Below are 16,324 nucleotides of genomic sequence, written 5' to 3' on the forward strand. Positions count from 1 at the left end.
TAGAGCGAAGACGACCGGTCACCGCCGTGAATCGGCACGTGACCGGTCGTCTTCGTCGTGTGGGTCAGTCCTCGTAGCGGTCGCGGTACCGCACGCGCGGCGGCTCGTAGCCCTGCGTGGGTGCGGGGGAGGGCGCCGGTCGACCGGTGTCCGGCTCGGGTGCCGGACGGCGCCGCGGCTCGCGGACCTCCGGCTGCACCGGGTCCGCAGGTCGGGGAGCGCGGGCACGCCGGGGAGCGGGCTGCTCGGCGGCCGGGGATTCGGGACGGACGCGGCGACGGGATCGGGTGTCGGCGACCTCCCGGACCGACGCCTTCGCGGCCGGCGTCCCGCGGCCCGAAGCGGTGCGAGGTGCATCCGCAGGGGTGGCCGTCGCCGGTCGCCCCCGGCCCGCACGCCTGGTCGGCCGGTCGTTCGCAGCGCGGGTCGGCCGGTCGCCCGCGGCGCGAGCGGGGCGGTCCTTCGCGGTTCCGGTCTTCGCTGCCCGCGGCTTCGACCGCTCTCGCGGCGCACGGGCACGTACTCCCGTGTTCTGTCGGGTCACGAAGATCCGGAAACCGCCGATGGCCAGTGCCAGGAGTGTCGCCACCAGCATCGCCGGGAAGCGGTTCACCAGCGGATAGGCGACGTTGAGCGCGAGATCCTTCAATCCGCCGGTGCTGGCGGAGGAGACGATCTCCTGACCGATCGGCACCGCGAGGACCAGCAGCAGAGGCGGCTGGGCCATGGCCGTGAACAGTCCGCGATAGCGCACCGCCACCACGGCCGCGACGCAGCCGAGCACGTAGAAGACAGTGAACGCAGAGGTCAGCTCGTTCCCGCGTGCGCTGTCGAGCAGCACCCCGAGAAGCGTCGTTCCGGCTGCGATCGCCACGGCACCCCACCAGGGCACACCGGGCACCGTAGGCACCAACGACCGCATGTCGAGCGGCACCGCCGAACGTGCACGTTGGGTTGCAGACACAACGTAGACATTAGCGTGGCGATGTCAGCTCGCTTCGTCGACAGGACCGTCCGCCACTGCTCTTTCTGCCAGAGTGCTGCGTCGCGGCCAAGCGTCGACACGCTGCACCTCGGGCACCTCACCGTCGAATATTTCCAGGTCGTGGAGCTTGCGGGCCGTCACGCCCACCCGGGTGTCCATCGACGAGACCGTCATGTTGAACGAATCGACGGCCTTGCCGAGCTGGTTGCCGAGCCGATCGAGGTGGGAACCGACCACACCGAGCCGTTGGTACAGTTCACGGCCCAATCGGTGGATGGTCGCGGCGTCGCGGGAGAGCGCCTCCTGCCGCCAGGTGTGCGCGATCGTGCGCAGCAGCGCGACGAGCGTGGTCGGTGTGGCGAGGATGACGTTCCGGGCGAAGGCGTGCTCGAGCAGATCGGGATCGGCGCCGAGCGCGGCATCGAGGAACGGATCGCCGGGGACGAACAACACGACGAACTCGGGCGTCGGGTCGAACGACTCCCAGTAGGCCTTCGCCGCCAGTTGGTCGATGTGGGTGCGCAGTTGGCGTGCGTGGCGCGTGAGGTGCCGGTCGCGCTGGTCGGGCTCCTCGGCCTCGGCGGCATCCAGATAGGCGGCGAAGGGCACCTTCGCGTCGACGACGATCTGTTTGCCACCGGCGAGGTAGACGAGCAGGTCGGGGCGCACCCCGTCCTTGCTCACCTGGGTGTCGAAGTCGCAGTGCCGGACCATCCCGGCGAGCTCGACGACGCGTTCGAGCTGGATCTCGCCCCATCGTCCGCGGATCTGCGGCGCACGCAGCGCGGTGACCAGCTGCTGGGTGCGCGTGGACAGCAGCTGCGACGCGCGGTGCATGCCCTCGACCTGCTCGCTCAGCCCGGCGTAGGCGTGCACGCGGTTGCGTTCGACGTGTTCGACCTGCCGGGCCAGCGCACCCACGGCCTCGTTCAACGGGCCGACGAGCCGCGAGACCTGGTCGCCGATGGCACCGGACTGCCGGCGCGCGGCATCCTCGCTCACCGCTGCCAGCGACTGACGCAGCTGCTCCTCGTTGTCCCGCAGGGCTGCCAGCTGCGCCTCGGCACGGGCTGCGCGTTCGCCGTCGCGGGTGGCCCGCAACAGCCAGCCGAGCACCACCCCGAGACCGAGCGCGACGAGCAGGCCGAGTGCCGTGAGTGCTGTCATGTGGCGGATGATGCCTCATCGATGCGACATCCACCCGACATCCGGGGATGTCGGTCCTCTCCTCTACCGTCTGTCCCATGCGGATCCTGCACACCTCCGACTGGCACATCGGCCGCACCTTCCACGGTGTCGACCTGCTCGCCGACCAGGCGCGTGCGCTGCGGGCCATCGCCGATCTGGTGGCCGAACGCCGGATCGACGTGGTGGTCGTGCCGGGCGACGTGTACGACCGGTCGATCCCGAGTTCCGACGCGGTCGCCGTGTGCAACGCCGGCCTCGAGGCCATCCGTGAGGCAGGGGCGATCATCGTCGCCACCTCCGGCAACCACGACTCGCCGGTCCGGCTCGGTGCCGGCGCTGCCTTCGCCGCGCACGGGGGTCTGCACCTGATCACCCGCGTATCTCAGATCGACAGCCCTGTCGTCCTGCACGACGAGCACGGCCCGGTCCGCTTCTACGGCATCCCGTATCTCGAACCCGAGATCACCCGCGCCGAGCTCGGCGTGCCCGAGGCCCGTTCGCACCAGCAGATCCTCGACGCGGCGATGGAACGCGTGCGCGCCGATGTCGCGGATCGGCACGGCCGCACGGTCGTCCTGGCGCACGCCTTCGTCGTCGGTGGCGAGCCCAGCGACTCCGAGCGGTCCATCTCCGTCGGCGGGGTCGAGACGGTCGCCGCGTCGTCGTTCGACGGTGTCGACTACGTCGCGCTCGGTCACCTGCATTCCCCGCAGACGGTGAGCGAGACGGTCCGGTACTCGGGATCGCCGTTGCCGTACTCCTTCGGTGAGCGCTCGCACCGCAAGGCGGTCTTCGTCGTCGACCTCGACGCCTCGGGTGCGGCGTCCGTCGAGCGGGTCGATCTCCCGGTGATCCGCGAATTGACTCGTCTCGAAGGCGAACTGGACGATCTGCTCGCCGATCCGGCGCATGCCGCCGTCGAGGAGCACTACGTCTCCGCGGTGCTGACCGACGCGATCCGCCCGCTCGACGCCATGCGTCGCCTGCAGGAGCGGTTCCCGTACGCCGTGCACGTCGAATGGCAGCGACCGGCCGGGTCCACGGAGGGCAGCTACCGCGACAAGGTGCGCGGGCGCAGTGATCGCGACATCGCCGCGTCGTTCCTCACCGATGTGCGTTCCGAGCCGTCCGAACGCGAGTGCGGCTGGATCGACGAAGCGTTGAGGGAGGTCGACCGTCGTCGTGGCATCGGCGACGAGACCGACACGCAGTGGCGGACGGACGTGCCGGCATGAGACTGCACCACCTCGAGATCACGGCCTTCGGTCCGTTCGCCGACACCGTCGAGATCGACTTCGACGAGCTCGGCGCCGATGGGTTGTTCCTACTGCACGGGCAGACGGGCGCGGGCAAGACGTCGATCCTCGACGCGGTCGCGTTCGCGCTCTACGGCACCGTCCCCGGTGCTCGCTCCGAGGGGCGCCGGTTGCTGTCCGACCACGCACGGGTGGGTGCTGTGCCGACGGTCCGGCTCGAGGCGACCATCGCGGGTCGCCGTCTGGCCATCGAACGCAGCCCCGAGTTCGAACGCCCGAAGAAGCGCGGCACCGGCACGATCAAGCAGCAGGCCAAGGCGAATCTCACCTGGCTCGACGGGTCGGGGGAGAACCTGTCCCGCGCCCAGGAGATCGGCGACGTCGTCAAGTCGTTGCTCGGGATGAGCGCCGAACAGTTCTTCCAGGTGGTGCTCCTTCCGCAGGGCGACTTCGCCCGGTTCCTGCGTGCGAACAGCGAGGAGCGCGGCAGGCTGCTCGAACGTCTGTTCGACACCACCCGTTTCGGCGACGTCGAGCAGTGGTTCCGCGATCGGCGCGGTGCCGGAACGAAACTGCTTGCCGAGCAACAGAAGAAGGTCGAAGTGCTCGCGGCGAAGGTGGCCGCGTCGGCCGGGATCGAGGCGGGAGCCGACGCCGATCCGGTGGAATGGGCGGGCCGCCTGCTCGCCGAGGCCGCCGAGAGCCGCGACGACGCCGCCGCAGCGCTTGCACGAGTCCGCGCCGTCGACGAGGTCAACCGGCGCAGGCTCGACGAGACCGTCGCTCTCGCCGACCGACTCCGCCGCCGCCGCGACGCCCTGAACATCCTTGCCGAACTCGAGCAGACGCAGACGCAGCGCGTCGCCGTGACAGCCGAACGCGACGCCGCGCATCGCGCGGTGAGCGTCGCGGTCGTCGATCGGGAGGCCGCCCGCCTCGCGCGCGAGGCCGATGCCGCCGTGGCGCGCGCCGAGACGGCCGCCGCGCCGCTCCGCAACGACGACGAAGGACGCGAACTCCTCCAGGCTGTCGGGCCGATGTCGTCCGCCGCCGACCGCGACATCATCCGACCTCGATGCGAGGAATGGTCCTCGGAGGCAGCGCGACTCGACGTCCTACTCGATCGCCGTCGTCGTCTCACCGAGCTCGAGAACGAACGCGAGAAGTTCGCCGGACGTCGCCGTGCCCTCACCGACGAGCGTCGGCAGGTGATCGACGAGCGCGCCGCGCTGCCCGAACGATCGACCGCCGCTGCTGATGCGGTCGCCGAGGCCGAACGCGCAGCCGCGATGCTCCCCGGCCTGTCCACCGCACGCGACCGTGCCGCCGACGCGCTCGACGCCGCCACCGAACTCGCTTCGCGCCGAAACGAACTCGAACGGCTCGAAGCCCGGGTACTGCAACTGCACTCCGAATACAACGACGCACGCGACGCGCACCTCGACGTCCGGCAGCGCCGGATCGACGGAATGGCAGCCGAACTCGCCGCGCGTCTCACCGACGGCGAACCGTGCATGGTCTGCGGTTCCACCGAACATCCCGAGCCCGCGCGCCCGGCTCCCGACACTGCGACGAAGGCAGACGAGGAACGCGCCCACGCCGCCGAGCAACGCGCCGCCACCGCGCTGAGCGAAGCACGCGAGGCCGTCACCGAACTCTCCGGGATCGTCGCCGTCCTCCGACAGCGTTGCGGCGACGCCGAACTCGCCGAACTCACCACCGCCCACGCCGAGGCGGTCCGCGCCCACAACGAGGCCGCCACCGTCGCCGGTCGGCTCGACCATCTGCGCGCGACAGTCGAGGACCTGCGCAAACTCGACACGGTGCTGGCCGAACAGGAGAAGCGGCTCGACGCCGAACTGTCCGAACTCGCCCGCGAGGACGCGGTCCGCGCGGCCGAGATCACGGAGATCCGCGAGCGCATCGTCGAGGCCGTCGGCGACCTCGACCTGCTCGCCCCGCGACGGAGGACGGTCGCGGCACTGTCCGCCGCCGCCACCGCGCTGCTCGACGCCCGCACCGCCGCCCTGCAGGCGCGCACGGCCGCCGACGAACGCGCCGCCGCCGCCCGCACCGCAGCCGCGGAGGCGGGCTTCACCGACCTCGACAGCGCCCGCGCAGCTGTCCGGACACCCGAGCGGCTCGCCGAGATCGACCGCGTCCTGCGCGCCGCCGACGACGAACGCGCGGTGGCTACCTCCACGCTGAACGACCCGGCGATCGCGGCCCTCACCGGCGACGAGGTCGCTGACGTGACGGCCGCGCGCGCAGCGGTGGACGACGGTGCCGCGGCGGTCGAGGCCGCCCTGAGCGCGGCCACCGAGGCCGAGCGCCGGCACCTCGACATCGAGAACTACTCCCGGCGACTCGAGCGTGCCTGCGCCGAACTCGTCCCGCTGCTCGACGAACACGCCGAACTCTCCGCGCTCGCCGACGTCGTCGCCGGAATGGGGTCGAACGACAAGAAGATGTCGTTGCGCTCGTACGTGCTCGCGGCGCGACTCGAGGAGGTCGCCGACGCCGCCTCCGAACGCCTGCGCAGGATGTCCGGCGGTCGCTACGAGTTCGTGCACTCCGACGCGGCCGAAAGCAGGGGGCGTCGCGGCGGTCTCGGTCTCGACATCCACGACGAGTACACCGGCGCCGTGCGATCGACGAAGACACTGTCGGGCGGCGAGTCCTTCCAGGCGTCCCTCGCCCTTGCCCTCGGCCTCGCCGACGTCGTCGCCGCCGAGGCCGGCGGGCTCGTGCTCGACACGATGTTCATCGACGAAGGGTTCGGTTCACTCGACGCCGACGCCCTCGAAGCGGTCATGGGGGTGCTCGACGAACTGCGCGCGGGAGGCCGCGTGGTGGGCGTGGTCAGTCACGTCGACGAGATGCGGCAGCGGATCCCGAGCAGGCTACACGTCATCCGTGGTCGCTCGGGATCGACCGTCCGCGTCGCGAGCTGACCGCCCCTCAGTCCTCGGAGGCGGCCGGTGCCGGAGAGGCCGGCTTCGGATCGGGCACCGAGGTGTCGCCCGGAGCCGGGAGTGCCTTCGTCTCGTCGTCCTCGCCTTCACTGGCGCGCTCGTCGATCTGTTCGCCGATGTAGCGGATGACCACCGCGGCCACCGCCGCGACCGGCACCGCCAGGAACGCACCGACGATCCCGAACAGCGACGAGCCGGCCGTCACCGCGAGCAGCACCACGGCCGCATGCAGGTTCATCGACCGCGACTGCAGCACCGGTTGCAGCACGTTCCCCTCGATCTGCTGCACCGCGATGATGAGGACCAGCACGATGATCGCGGTCGTGAAACCGTTGGCGACCAGCGCCACGAGGACTGCCAACGCACCCGCGACGAACGCACCGACGATGGGAATGAACCCGCCGATGAAGGTGAGGATCGCCAGGACGGGTGCGAGCGGGACTCCGAGGATCAGCAGGCCGATACCGATGAAGAGGGCGTCGATGAAGCTCACGAGGGCCTGCGTGCGGATGAACCCGCCCAGCGTGTCCCACATGCGGCCGAGTACCGCTTCGAGGTGACGTCCGGCGCGGCCACCGCTCACGCGGTGCAGCCACGGCACGAAGCGCGGGCCGTCCTTGATGAAGAAGAAGGTCAGCACGAGGACGAGAGCGAGTGTGACGAGCAGCGAGCCCGCCGTGCTCACACCGGAGAAGACACCGCCCGCGATGGTGGCAGCACTGCCCTGCACTCGTTCGACCACCGCGTGGACGGCGTTGTCGAGTTGTTCGTCGCGCAGGTTGATCGGGGGTCCCTTCACCCATTCCTGCACGGTGTTGATGCCTTCGGTGGCCTTGTTGGCCAGGTCGGGCATCTGGGAGACCACCGACGGGACGATGCCGGCGATGATGCCGCCGACGATCGCGAAGAACATCACGAGGGTCAGGCCGGCCGCAGCAGCCGGAGGAACGCCGCGTTTGGTCATGAAGCGGGTGGGGGGCCACAGGATGGTGGAGACGACGATCGCGAGGGCGACCGGCAGCACGATCACCCACATCTTCTCGATGATCCAGCCGATCACCACCGCACCGGCGGCGATGACGACCAGGCAGGCCGACCACTTGGCGAGCCAGATTCCGCCCGTGCCCAGCAGGCTCCCGCGGTCGGGTTCAGCCGACGGCTTCCCACTGCTGTTTGCGCTGGGCGCGGTCTTCGATTCGGTCAACGACGGTCCTTCCGACATGTATCGAGCTCGATACCGATCGACAGTCGCCAATCTACGGTCACCGAGCGCCGCGCGTGGTCCGGACGACACGCCGGAAACGGCGCTGAAGGGTCCCCTGCCGTGGCATTCTCGAAACGTGACGAACCGAACGAGCACGACCCGACGCCTGCGTGTGTCCGCTGCGACTGTGGCGATCGCCGCCGCCTTCGCGCTCACCGCGTGCAGCTCCGACGACACTCCCAGCGACGAGGACGTGCGCTCCTCGGCGGATGTCGCGGTCACGAGCGTTCAGGAGCAGGCAGAGGGCGCCATCTCGTCGGTGCAGAGCGTCGCGTCCAGCGCGGCCGAGCGGGCCGGCGACATCTTCGACAAGGCGAAGCTCGATGTCTTCGTCGCGGCCTTCCGCACCGGTTACCCGCAGCTGTCGGCCGACCGGGAGACGCAGGACATCGAGTCCATCGTCACCGAGACCTGCCCTCTCCTCGACGATGGTGCATCCGACCAGGAAGTGAACGCGAAGGTTCAGGAAGTCGCGGCCAACGGATCGACCGTGCCCGACGAGGACCAGGCAGCGCGCATCGCGCAACTGGTGCGGGTGGCGTGCGGGTGAAATGAGCGGCGGACGGCCGCGTAGAATACCGATTCCGTGAGCCTTACCCTCGGAATCGTCGGTCTTCCCAACGTCGGCAAGTCGACGCTGTTCAATGCGCTGACCAAGAACGATGTGCTGGCAGCGAACTATCCGTTCGCCACCATCGAGCCCAATGTCGGCGTCGTCGAACTGCCCGATCCGCGACTGAACCGGCTCGCCGAGATCTTCGGTTCCGAGCGCATCCTCCCGGCCACGGTGTCGTTCGTCGACATCGCCGGCATCGTCAAGGGGGCCTCCGCCGGTGAGGGCATGGGCAACAAGTTCCTCGCCAACATCCGTGAGGCGGACGCCATCTGCCAGGTCGTGCGCGTGTTCGACGATCCCGACGTGGTCCACGTCGAGGGCAAGGTCGACCCGATGGCCGACATCGAGGTCATCGCGACCGAGCTGATCCTCGCCGACCTGGAGACGATCGAGCGGGCGCTGCCGCGGCTCGAGAAGGAGTCCCGGAAGAACAAGGAACTCGTCGCCCAGCTGGAGGAGACGAAGAAGGCGCAGGCGATCCTCGAGGACGGCCGCACCATCTTCTCCGCCCAAGCCGAGGTGAAGGGCGAGCTGCTGCGCGACCTGCACCTGCTCACCGCCAAGCCGTTCCTGTACGTCTTCAACGCCGACGAAGCCGTCCTCACCAACGAGGAGCGTAAGGAAGAGCTGCGCAAGGCCGTCGCACCGGCCGACGCCGTCTTCCTCGACGCCAAGGTCGAGTCCGAGCTCCTCGAGCTCGACGAGGACGAGGCGATGGAGCTGCTCGAATCCATCGGTCAGACCGAGGCCGGTCTGAAGCAACTCGCGCGCGCCGGTTTCCACACTCTCGGTCTGCAGACCTACCTGACGGCGGGTCCGAAGGAATCGCGAGCCTGGACCATCCGAAAGGGCGACACCGCTCCCAAGGCGGCCGGCGTGATCCACACCGACTTCGAGCGCGGCTTCATCAAGGCCGAGATCGTCTCGTTCGCCGACCTCGACGCGGCCGGTTCGATGGCCGAGGCGAAGGCCAAGGGCAAGGTCCGCATGGAGGGCAAGGACTATGTCATGGCTGACGGCGACGTGGTGGAGTTCCGCTTCAACGTCTGACGGACGACATCGGGGCGGTCCTCCGTAGCCATCCGCATTTCGGTGTTCTCGACCCCGTATATCGAGGTCGGGAACACCGAAATCGTTTCGGCGCTCCCCATTCCGTAGCCGCGGTAGGAACTGTCCGGCCTGCCGACGGAATCAACCGTGCCGGGCGACGTCCTCGCAGAGGATGCTCGGCCACTGCGCGAGATCGGCCGGGGTGTACGCGATCTCCAGATTCGCGTGGGGGAGCAGACCCATCAGCGCCTCCGCTGTGGACATCGGATGGGCGGGGTCGTCGATCCATGCCAGCACCGTCACCGGAATGTCGATGCCGGACACGGCCTCCGGATCGGGCAGGTCGCTCAGTGCGGCGCCCCGGAACAACGAAGGCAGCAGTTCCTCGGTGACGTCGGGGACTGTGTCGGGCGCGTCGACGGTGGCCGGTGGTCGTGGTGCATTCAGGTCACGTGTGAGGAACGCCGCCAGTCCCTGCTGCTCGATGAGATCGGCGGCGGCCCGGTACTCGGCGGCCTTCGCGGCGCGGGTGGCCCAAGCGGTCGCCGGCACCAGCAGTGTGAGGCTGCTGAAGCGCTCCGGATCTTTCACCGCCGCGTGCAACAGGGTCCCGGTGCCCATCGACGGTCCGACCCCGTGGACCCGTTCGCCGGGGAAGTAGTGGTCGAGCAGCTGCAGCAGGTCGTCGGCGAGCACCGGCCAGCGGTAGTCCTCCGGCACCGCACGCCCGGTCGAGTGGCCGTGCCCCCGCGCGTCGTAGCGCAGCAGCCGGGTGCCGCTGAGCCCGCGGCCCAGGTCGAGGTCCATGAGGCGGTCGCGGTGGCGGCTCGAGGTCAGTCCGTGGAGCTGGACGACCGGGTGGCCACCCTCGTCGCTCAGCTCCACGTCGAGTTCGGCCCCCGGCACACTGAAGGTCGGCACGTCGTCTCCCGATGTCGGAAAGCAGTTGCTGGAGAAGGCGCCTAGGATACCCGGCATGCGGCTGACAAATGTGGCGCACCTGCGCCTGCCGTTCGGCCGACTGCTCGGTTACGACGTCACCGTCGCGGGGCTCGGCCGGGCGCTTCCCGTGTCGTTCGACCAGCGGCGGCACGTCGGCGCGGGTGATCGTCCCGGCTCCTGGATGGCTCTGTCCTTCCGTCTGTTCGAGCCGGTCTCGCCCGACGACCTCGCGACCGCATGGCTGGCCGTGATCGCGCGGCACGGCACTCTACGCTCGGTGTTCACCCACGGCGACGACGGTGAGCCGCGCCTGCACGAGGCCGAGATCCGCCCGGGCGGCTGGGTCGAACATCCGATCGGCCCCGGTCAGGCCGTCAACGACGCCCTCCGGGACGTCCTCGACAGCGCATGTTCGCCCTACAACCGGCCGTCGCACCGGTTGTGCGTGCTCGAGACCGCCACGGAACCGACCGTCGTGGTCGCCGCCGATCACTCGCACGTCGACATGTGGTCCATGCTGGTGATCGCCCGCGACCTGCTCGCCGCCCTCGCCGCCGTGCGCGCGGGACGGGAACCGTCCCTGCCGCCGACACCGGCCTTCGCGGAACACACCCGGGCACTGCAGGACCGTCCGGCCGCACCCGCCGAGGTCCACGAGCGCTGGGCAGAGGTGCTCGCTGCCAGCGGCGACGTGATGCCGCGCTTCCCGCTCTCCCTCGGAGTGGCGAGCCTCCAACGCGAACGCGTGGAGGTGCGCGACGTGCTCGACGTCGACGACAGCGCCGCCTTCTCCGCCCAGGCCAAGGACGACGGGGTCTCCACTCTCGCGTTGGTGGTCGTGGCCATGACCGAGGTGACCCTCGAACTGGCCGGATCCCCGTTACGGGCGGTGTTCCCGGTGCACAGCCGGTACGACGCCACCTGGCACGACTCCGTCGGCTGGTTCATCACCAACTCGGTGCTCGAATCGTCCGTCCCCGAACCTCGTGCGGCCGCGGACGCGGTCAAGGAGGCGGTCCGGCTCGGATCCTGGCCGCTCGAGGACATCCTGCGCCCGTGGGGTGGGATGCCGGAAGCCCCGGGCATGTTCGCGATCTCCTGGCTGGACCTGCGCAGGCTTCCTGTCCGGGTCGACGCCACGGGCCTCGAGGCACAGTACGTCGGCGCGACCATCCGCACCGATGGGGTGATGTTGTGGTTCATCCTCGACGACTCGGGACTGCACCTGCGGTGCCGCTATCCCGACACCGTCGAGGCCCGGCGGCACGTCGGTGGCTGGCTGGACCTGCTCGTCGCCCGGCTGCAGGCACGCGCCCGTGAATCGGTCGGTGGGCTGATCCGCTTGGGCGACAGGACTTATCGGGTGCAACGTGCCGGCCGACCCGACGTACCGGCGATCGTCGGGTTGCTCTCCGGCGACGAGCAGAGCGCCTGCGACGGTGTGGAACTCGCCCGTTACGAAGAGGCCTACGACGCCGTCGCTCGCGACCCTTCGCACTATCTTGCGGTGGTACGCGACGAGGTCGGCCGGATCGTCGGCACAATGCAATTGACGATCGTGCCGGGTCTGTTCCGTGGCGGTGCCACCCGCCTGCTCGTCGAAGGAATCCGGGTCGCCTCGTCCGAACGTTCCCGAGGCATCGGCACAGCCATGCTCGAGTGGGCCCACGATCACGGCCGGAACCGGGGTGCCACGCTCGCACAGATCGCCATAGACCCGGCCGACGAGCAGGCCCGAGCGTTCGGCGCGCGGCTCGGCTACGGCTGCACCCAGGCTGGACTCGAGCGGGCGCTCTGACGTCGGCCGACTCGATGGCCGAGGACTACGTCGTGGCCGACGGCGACGCGGTGGAGTTCCGCTTCGACGTGTAGCGTGTCCTGTACCGAATACGGGCAGGTCGAATCGGGAGGCGTAGGACTCCAGGTAGTCAGCGAGCTCGTCCTTGGTGGGGGAGCGGTGTGGGGTCGCCCGGGAACGGCATGCTGGGCAGTCCGTCGTAGCCGGCGGGACTGTACAGGCGCAGCGAGTTCCAATGGCAGCGCCAGTTGTCGCCGATGCGTCGGTTCGTGTCGACGATGAGGAACGGACGGCCGCGACGAGCCAGATGGTAGTCGGCGGACAGGCCCGCCTGACCTGCGCCGATGACGACGGTGTCGATCTGTTGGGGTGCGCTGTGGACGGTCATGACGACTCCCCGAAGTGAGGGAACTACACCGACGACGTTAGCTACTGCGGTCCGTCGGCCGCGTCGGGAGGAGCGTGCAATCGAAGGTGGCGGCGTATGGGCGGTTCTACCAGTCAGAGCAGGCGATGCTCGTACGCATAGGCCGTCGCCGCTGCTCGTGAGGACACGTCGAGCTTGGTGAATATGTTGCTCGGGTGCCGGGCTACCGTCTTTTCGCTGATGACGAACTCGTGGGCGATGGCTCGATTTCGTCCTGCCGGTGGCGACGGCGCGCAACACTTGGACCTCCCGGGGCGTCAGTCCGTTCGGTGCGTCGGCGAGTTCGGGAACGCGGAGCTCACGTAGATCCGGCAACGCGTGCAGGCCGTGGAATATCGATGCTGCCGAGTCGAATTCGAGGCGGGCCTCATCGTCGTCGCCGAGTGCGGCGCAGCATCGACCCTGCAGCACTCGTACCCGGGCACGTTCGTAGGGTGCGCCGAGGTCACGCCAGCGCCTGCCGGATCGCCGCAGCCGTTCGAGGGCGCCGCAAGGGTCTCCTTCGGGTGCCGGTCGGGTTCGCCCCATTCTCACCGGCTCGAATGGCCCCGTCCGCCGATCGACCGAATTGCTGCTCCCGAGTCCGCTATGTCTTCGAGGCCTTCTCGGTCTTCGACGAGAGTCTGCCGATCACGGTGCTTCCGATGATGCCGACGACGATCATGCCGATCCCGACCGCGTCCGGTATGGAGTCGGTGACCCACCCGAAGATGCCCGCGACCAGCACGAACGTCGGTATCCAGTCGATCAGTTTCAGGAGCGACGGGGCGGGTTCGGACTCGCCCTGCGCCGCCGCGAACTTCGCACCGGCGTAGTCCGGATAGAACTCGGTGAAGGAAACCGCGAAGATGGTCGCCGCGAGCTGGAGCACCCAGCCGGTCCAGAAGTTGCCCGGGTCGCGCATCACGGCGTCGCCGATGAATCCGACGATGGCGGAGAAGGTGAACGCACCGGCCCAGACCGCGGAGATCAGGTAATTGATCTTCATGAACAGAGGAGACGTCCAGTATTCCTGGGGCGTTTCCTCTTTCGCGTAGGGGAGTGTGAACGGCCTGCGCGCGATCAGGGTGGCGAAGACGAACACCGCGAGCGCGATGTTGGTGAGTTCACCGGCCCAGATCTCCATCCAGTCGATGACCCCGTCCGACGCGATGAGGCCCACCGCGGCCAGCACGACGAAGAACGCCGCGCCGAACACGTCGATGGCGTGGACCTTGACGCCGCGTCGCGTGCCCACCCACATCGTCAGCAGGACGAGACCGAGAGCGAAACACACCGCTTCCTCGAACCGTCCCGGGGCCGACAGGACGGACATGAGGATCCACGGTGCGATGCCCGACAGTGGCGACCGGAGGTAACCGTCGACGACCTTGGTCATGCCTACCAGCGTATTTCGTGAAGCCGGGCATGTCGGAGTTTTCGGAGGATCGAGCAGGATCCACTCGGGCGCACTCAGTCCTGCGAGGTCGGTGCTTCGGCCAGGGTGCGTCGGGTGGAGAAGCGACGCTCAGCCCCCGACAAGGGGTCGACGAATTCGAGTTCCCGCGCGAGCAATTGGAGGGGGAGCGAATGGTCGTCCGGTGTCTCGGGCAGCAGGACGGGATACCAGTGGTCGCCGCGGATCCCGATACCGAGCGCCGCCAGGTGTACTCGCAGCTGATGCATCCGACCCGTATGCGGGCGCAGCAGGGTGTGCAGAACGGCCCGTCCCGACCTACTCATCCCGGATCCGAGCACCTCGATCAGCGTCTCCGAGTTGGGTTCGCGGGTGTCGTCGACGACGACGCGCAACTCACCGCGCCGCGCCTCGATGTGATTGCGGTACAGCACAGGTACCGGACGTCCGGCGATCTCCGGCGCTGCCGGATCCCACTCCGCCGGCAGTGCGGACACCGCCTCGTACACCTTGGAGACCCGGCGCTTCTCGAACAGCGACTGGTAGGCGCCGCGTGTCTCGGGCCGGGCCGAGAACATCACGAGTCCGGCGGTCGCCCGGTCGAGCCGGTGGATCGGTGTCAGATCCGGGTTGTCGAGGCGGGTGCGCAACCGGACGAGCGCCGACTCGCGCAGGTAGCGCCCGCCCGGAGTGGTCGGGAGGAAGTGCGGTTTGTCGACCACGACGAGGTCGTCGTCGGCATACAGGATCTCCTCGTGGAACGGCACCGGTTCCTCGACGGGCAGATCGCGGTAGTACCAGACGAACCGGTGCTCTCGGAGTTCGGTGCTGCGACCGATCGGTTCTCCGTCGATGCCCACGATCTCGCCGTCGTCGAAGCGGCGGTAGAGATCGTCGGCGTCGAGATGGTCGAAGCGTGCGACGACGTACTCGGCGACCGTCGACCACGGACCGGAGGTCGGAACACGCAGTCGCGTGGGCCCGACCCCGTTCCTGACGGGCAAGGGTGAGGGCATCGGCACGGGCACCATCCTCCCATCGGCTGCAACGTGAGCTGCGCCTCGGGTGATCGGCGGTGGCGCGATCGGAGAGCGAGGCGCGGTTCACAGATGCTCGTCGGGGACGGCCGACACCGTTCTGCCACCATGTCCGCATGACTGCACCGGCCCGGCTCGGCATCCCGACCGGCACGCTCGCGCTGCTGGCCGCCCTGTACTTCGCGCAGGGTCTGCCGTACGGGTTCTTCACCCAAGCGCTTCCGGTGGTGCTCCGCGAGTCCGGTTTCTCGCTGATCGCGATCAGCGCGACGGGTGTGCTCTTCGCGCCGTGGGGGCTGAAGTTCCTGTGGGCGCCGTACGTCGACCACTACGGGACCCGGCGGCAGTGGTTGCTCTCGCTCCAGCTCGCGGCGTCGGCGGTGTCGTTGATCCTGGCGTGCCTCGACCTGTCGTCGACGCTGCGGTGGCTGCTCGTCGGCATCGCGGTGGTCAACGCCCTCTCGGCAACGCAGGACGTCGCGACCGACGGTCTGGCCGTGCAACTGCTCGGACCGACACAGCGCGGGCTGGGGAACGGCATCCAGGTCGGCGCGTATCGCATCGGCATGATCGTCGGCGGGGGAGCGCTGCTGTGGGTGTTCTCCCTCGCCGGTTGGCGCAGCCTGTTCCTCGCGATGGCATTCCTGCTGGTGCTGACGACGATCCCGGTGTGGCGACTGCCGCGCACGGAGCGACCGGCCACGACGGATCGGGAACCGCGAAGCGCGACCCGCATGACGGTCGCGTGGTGGACGCGTCTGCGCCGCCCCGGGATGCTCGCGTTCATCCTGCTCATCGGCGGCTTCAAGTTCGGTGACTCGATGGGCTCGGCGATGGTCGGTCCGTTCATGTCCGACTCGGGACTCACCCTCGGGCAGATCGCGCTGGTCAAGGGTGTGCTGTCCTCGGCAGGCGCTCTCGGCGGTGCCGCCCTCGGTGGGTGGCTGTGCATCCGTCGCGGTCGTCGGCAAGCCCTGCTGATCGGTGGCGTGACCCAGACGGCGAGCCTCGCCTTGTACGTCGTCGCGTCGCTCGGCTACGGCGGGTTCGGGCTCATCGTCTCCGCGAGCCTGGCCGAACACGTCCTCGGCGGCGCCGCGACGGTCGCGGTGTTCACGCTCATGATGGACGCCGCGGACAGGGACCACGCCGGCAGCGACTACACCCTGCTCGCGTGCGCGATCGTCGTGGTGCAGGGCATCGCGGGCTTCACCGCCGGTGTGGTCGGAGACGTGTTCGGTTATCCCGCGCTGTTCGGCACGAGCCTGGTGCTGTCGGGAATCGGATGTGCCGTCCTGCTGCTCGCTCTTGATCGAGGCATCGGGCCGAGCGGGGTGCACGGTGTGTGGCAGAGCGGCGCGGGGCGGGCGGCCTCGCGTCCCCGGTGATC

13 protein-coding genes and 1 pseudogene are annotated in these 16,324 nt (G+C 69.1%); 6 read left to right on the forward strand and 8 right to left on the reverse strand.

Features of this window, described 5'->3' with window-relative positions; genetic code table 11:
• Nucleotides 1-64 precede the first annotated feature (64 nt).
• Both RBB84_RS01720 and RBB84_RS01725 read right to left on the reverse strand, forming a co-directional pair.
• The gene (locus RBB84_RS01720; RefSeq protein WP_024103284.1) at nt 65-964 is read right to left on the reverse strand and encodes a DUF6542 domain-containing protein; all 900 of its coding nucleotides are present in this window, start codon (nt 962-964) and stop codon (nt 65-67) included.
• A 24-nt stretch (nt 965-988) separates the two neighbouring features.
• Nucleotides 989-2,152: a DNA recombination protein RmuC gene (locus RBB84_RS01725; protein WP_064255777.1), complete on the reverse strand. Its 1,164-nt coding sequence runs from the start codon at nt 2,150-2,152 to the stop codon at nt 989-991.
• Nucleotides 2,153-2,229: 77 nt separating this feature from the next.
• On the opposite strand from RBB84_RS01725, the gene RBB84_RS01730 reads away from it, so the two are divergent.
• Nucleotides 2,230-3,408 (forward strand): exonuclease SbcCD subunit D, encoded by a 1,179-nt coding sequence (locus tag RBB84_RS01730; protein WP_064255806.1) that lies wholly within the window; start codon nt 2,230-2,232, stop codon nt 3,406-3,408.
• Entirely contained in the window at nt 3,405-6,383 is a 2,979-nt protein-coding gene (locus tag RBB84_RS01735; RefSeq protein ID WP_064255807.1) for an SMC family ATPase, read from the forward strand. Before RBB84_RS01730 ends, RBB84_RS01735 begins: the two co-directional genes overlap by 4 nt.
• 7 nt (nt 6,384-6,390) lie before the next feature.
• Here RBB84_RS01735 and RBB84_RS01740 read toward each other — a convergent pair whose 3' ends face one another.
• Nucleotides 6,391-7,608 (reverse strand): AI-2E family transporter, encoded by a 1,218-nt coding sequence (locus tag RBB84_RS01740; RefSeq protein ID WP_051424955.1) that lies wholly within the window; start codon nt 7,606-7,608, stop codon nt 6,391-6,393.
• A 172-nt stretch (nt 7,609-7,780) separates the two neighbouring features.
• On the opposite strand from RBB84_RS01740, the gene RBB84_RS01745 reads away from it, so the two are divergent.
• Nucleotides 7,781-8,218, forward strand: a complete 438-nt coding sequence (locus tag RBB84_RS01745) for a hypothetical protein (protein WP_082920984.1) — start codon at nt 7,781-7,783, stop codon at nt 8,216-8,218.
• Nucleotides 8,219-8,254: 36 nt separating this feature from the next.
• The gene (gene ychF / locus RBB84_RS01750; RefSeq protein WP_016693933.1) at nt 8,255-9,334 is read left to right on the forward strand and encodes a redox-regulated ATPase YchF; all 1,080 of its coding nucleotides are present in this window, start codon (nt 8,255-8,257) and stop codon (nt 9,332-9,334) included.
• Nucleotides 9,335-9,475: 141 nt separating this feature from the next.
• Here ychF and RBB84_RS01755 read toward each other — a convergent pair whose 3' ends face one another.
• Complete coding sequence (locus RBB84_RS01755) at nt 9,476-10,255, reverse strand: alpha/beta hydrolase (RefSeq protein WP_064255778.1); 780 nt, start codon at nt 10,253-10,255, stop codon at nt 9,476-9,478.
• Between the two features lie 55 nt (nt 10,256-10,310).
• On the opposite strand from RBB84_RS01755, the gene RBB84_RS01760 reads away from it, so the two are divergent.
• The gene (locus RBB84_RS01760; RefSeq protein WP_064255779.1) at nt 10,311-12,074 is read left to right on the forward strand and encodes a GNAT family N-acetyltransferase; all 1,764 of its coding nucleotides are present in this window, start codon (nt 10,311-10,313) and stop codon (nt 12,072-12,074) included.
• Between the two features lie 90 nt (nt 12,075-12,164).
• Here the strand turns inward: RBB84_RS01760 and RBB84_RS01765 are convergent.
• The 4 genes and pseudogenes from RBB84_RS01765 to RBB84_RS01780 all read right to left on the reverse strand — a co-directional run.
• A pseudogene (locus tag RBB84_RS01765) lies at nt 12,165-12,462 on the reverse strand (NAD(P)-binding protein); the annotation flags it as partial.
• Nucleotides 12,463-12,575: 113 nt separating this feature from the next.
• On the reverse strand, nt 12,576-12,701 hold the full coding sequence (locus RBB84_RS01770) for a LuxR C-terminal-related transcriptional regulator (protein ID WP_313906263.1): 126 nt from the start codon (nt 12,699-12,701) through the stop codon (nt 12,576-12,578).
• 386 nt (nt 12,702-13,087) lie between these two features.
• Complete coding sequence (locus tag RBB84_RS01775) at nt 13,088-13,879, reverse strand: hypothetical protein (protein ID WP_064255780.1); 792 nt, start codon at nt 13,877-13,879, stop codon at nt 13,088-13,090.
• A 74-nt stretch (nt 13,880-13,953) separates the two neighbouring features.
• The gene (locus tag RBB84_RS01780; protein ID WP_064255781.1) at nt 13,954-14,928 is read right to left on the reverse strand and encodes a pseudouridine synthase; all 975 of its coding nucleotides are present in this window, start codon (nt 14,926-14,928) and stop codon (nt 13,954-13,956) included.
• Between the two features lie 122 nt (nt 14,929-15,050).
• On the opposite strand from RBB84_RS01780, the gene RBB84_RS01785 reads away from it, so the two are divergent.
• The gene (locus RBB84_RS01785) at nt 15,051-16,322 is read left to right on the forward strand and encodes an MFS transporter (protein WP_064255782.1); all 1,272 of its coding nucleotides are present in this window, start codon (nt 15,051-15,053) and stop codon (nt 16,320-16,322) included.
• Nucleotides 16,323-16,324 lie beyond the last annotated feature (2 nt).

Origin of the sequence: Rhodococcus sp. D-6, from assembly GCF_040256695.1 — a bacterium.
Lineage (GTDB): Bacteria > Actinomycetota > Actinomycetes > Mycobacteriales > Mycobacteriaceae > Rhodococcus > Rhodococcus pyridinivorans.

Coding starts and splice junctions, on each gene's coding strand:
- RBB84_RS01725 (WP_064255777.1), bottom strand. CDS start 2,152: ATGACAGCACTCACGGCACTCGGCCTGCTCGTCGCGCTCGGTCTCGGG.
- RBB84_RS01785 (WP_064255782.1), top strand. CDS start 15,051: ATGACTGCACCGGCCCGGCTCGGCATCCCGACCGGCACGCTCGCGCTG.
- RBB84_RS01775 (WP_064255780.1), bottom strand. CDS start 13,879: ATGACCAAGGTCGTCGACGGTTACCTCCGGTCGCCACTGTCGGGCATC.
- RBB84_RS01730 (WP_064255806.1), top strand. CDS start 2,230: ATGCGGATCCTGCACACCTCCGACTGGCACATCGGCCGCACCTTCCAC.
- RBB84_RS01760 (WP_064255779.1), top strand. CDS start 10,311: ATGCGGCTGACAAATGTGGCGCACCTGCGCCTGCCGTTCGGCCGACTG.
- RBB84_RS01735 (WP_064255807.1), top strand. CDS start 3,405: ATGAGACTGCACCACCTCGAGATCACGGCCTTCGGTCCGTTCGCCGAC.
- RBB84_RS01780 (WP_064255781.1), bottom strand. CDS start 14,928: ATGGTGCCCGTGCCGATGCCCTCACCCTTGCCCGTCAGGAACGGGGTC.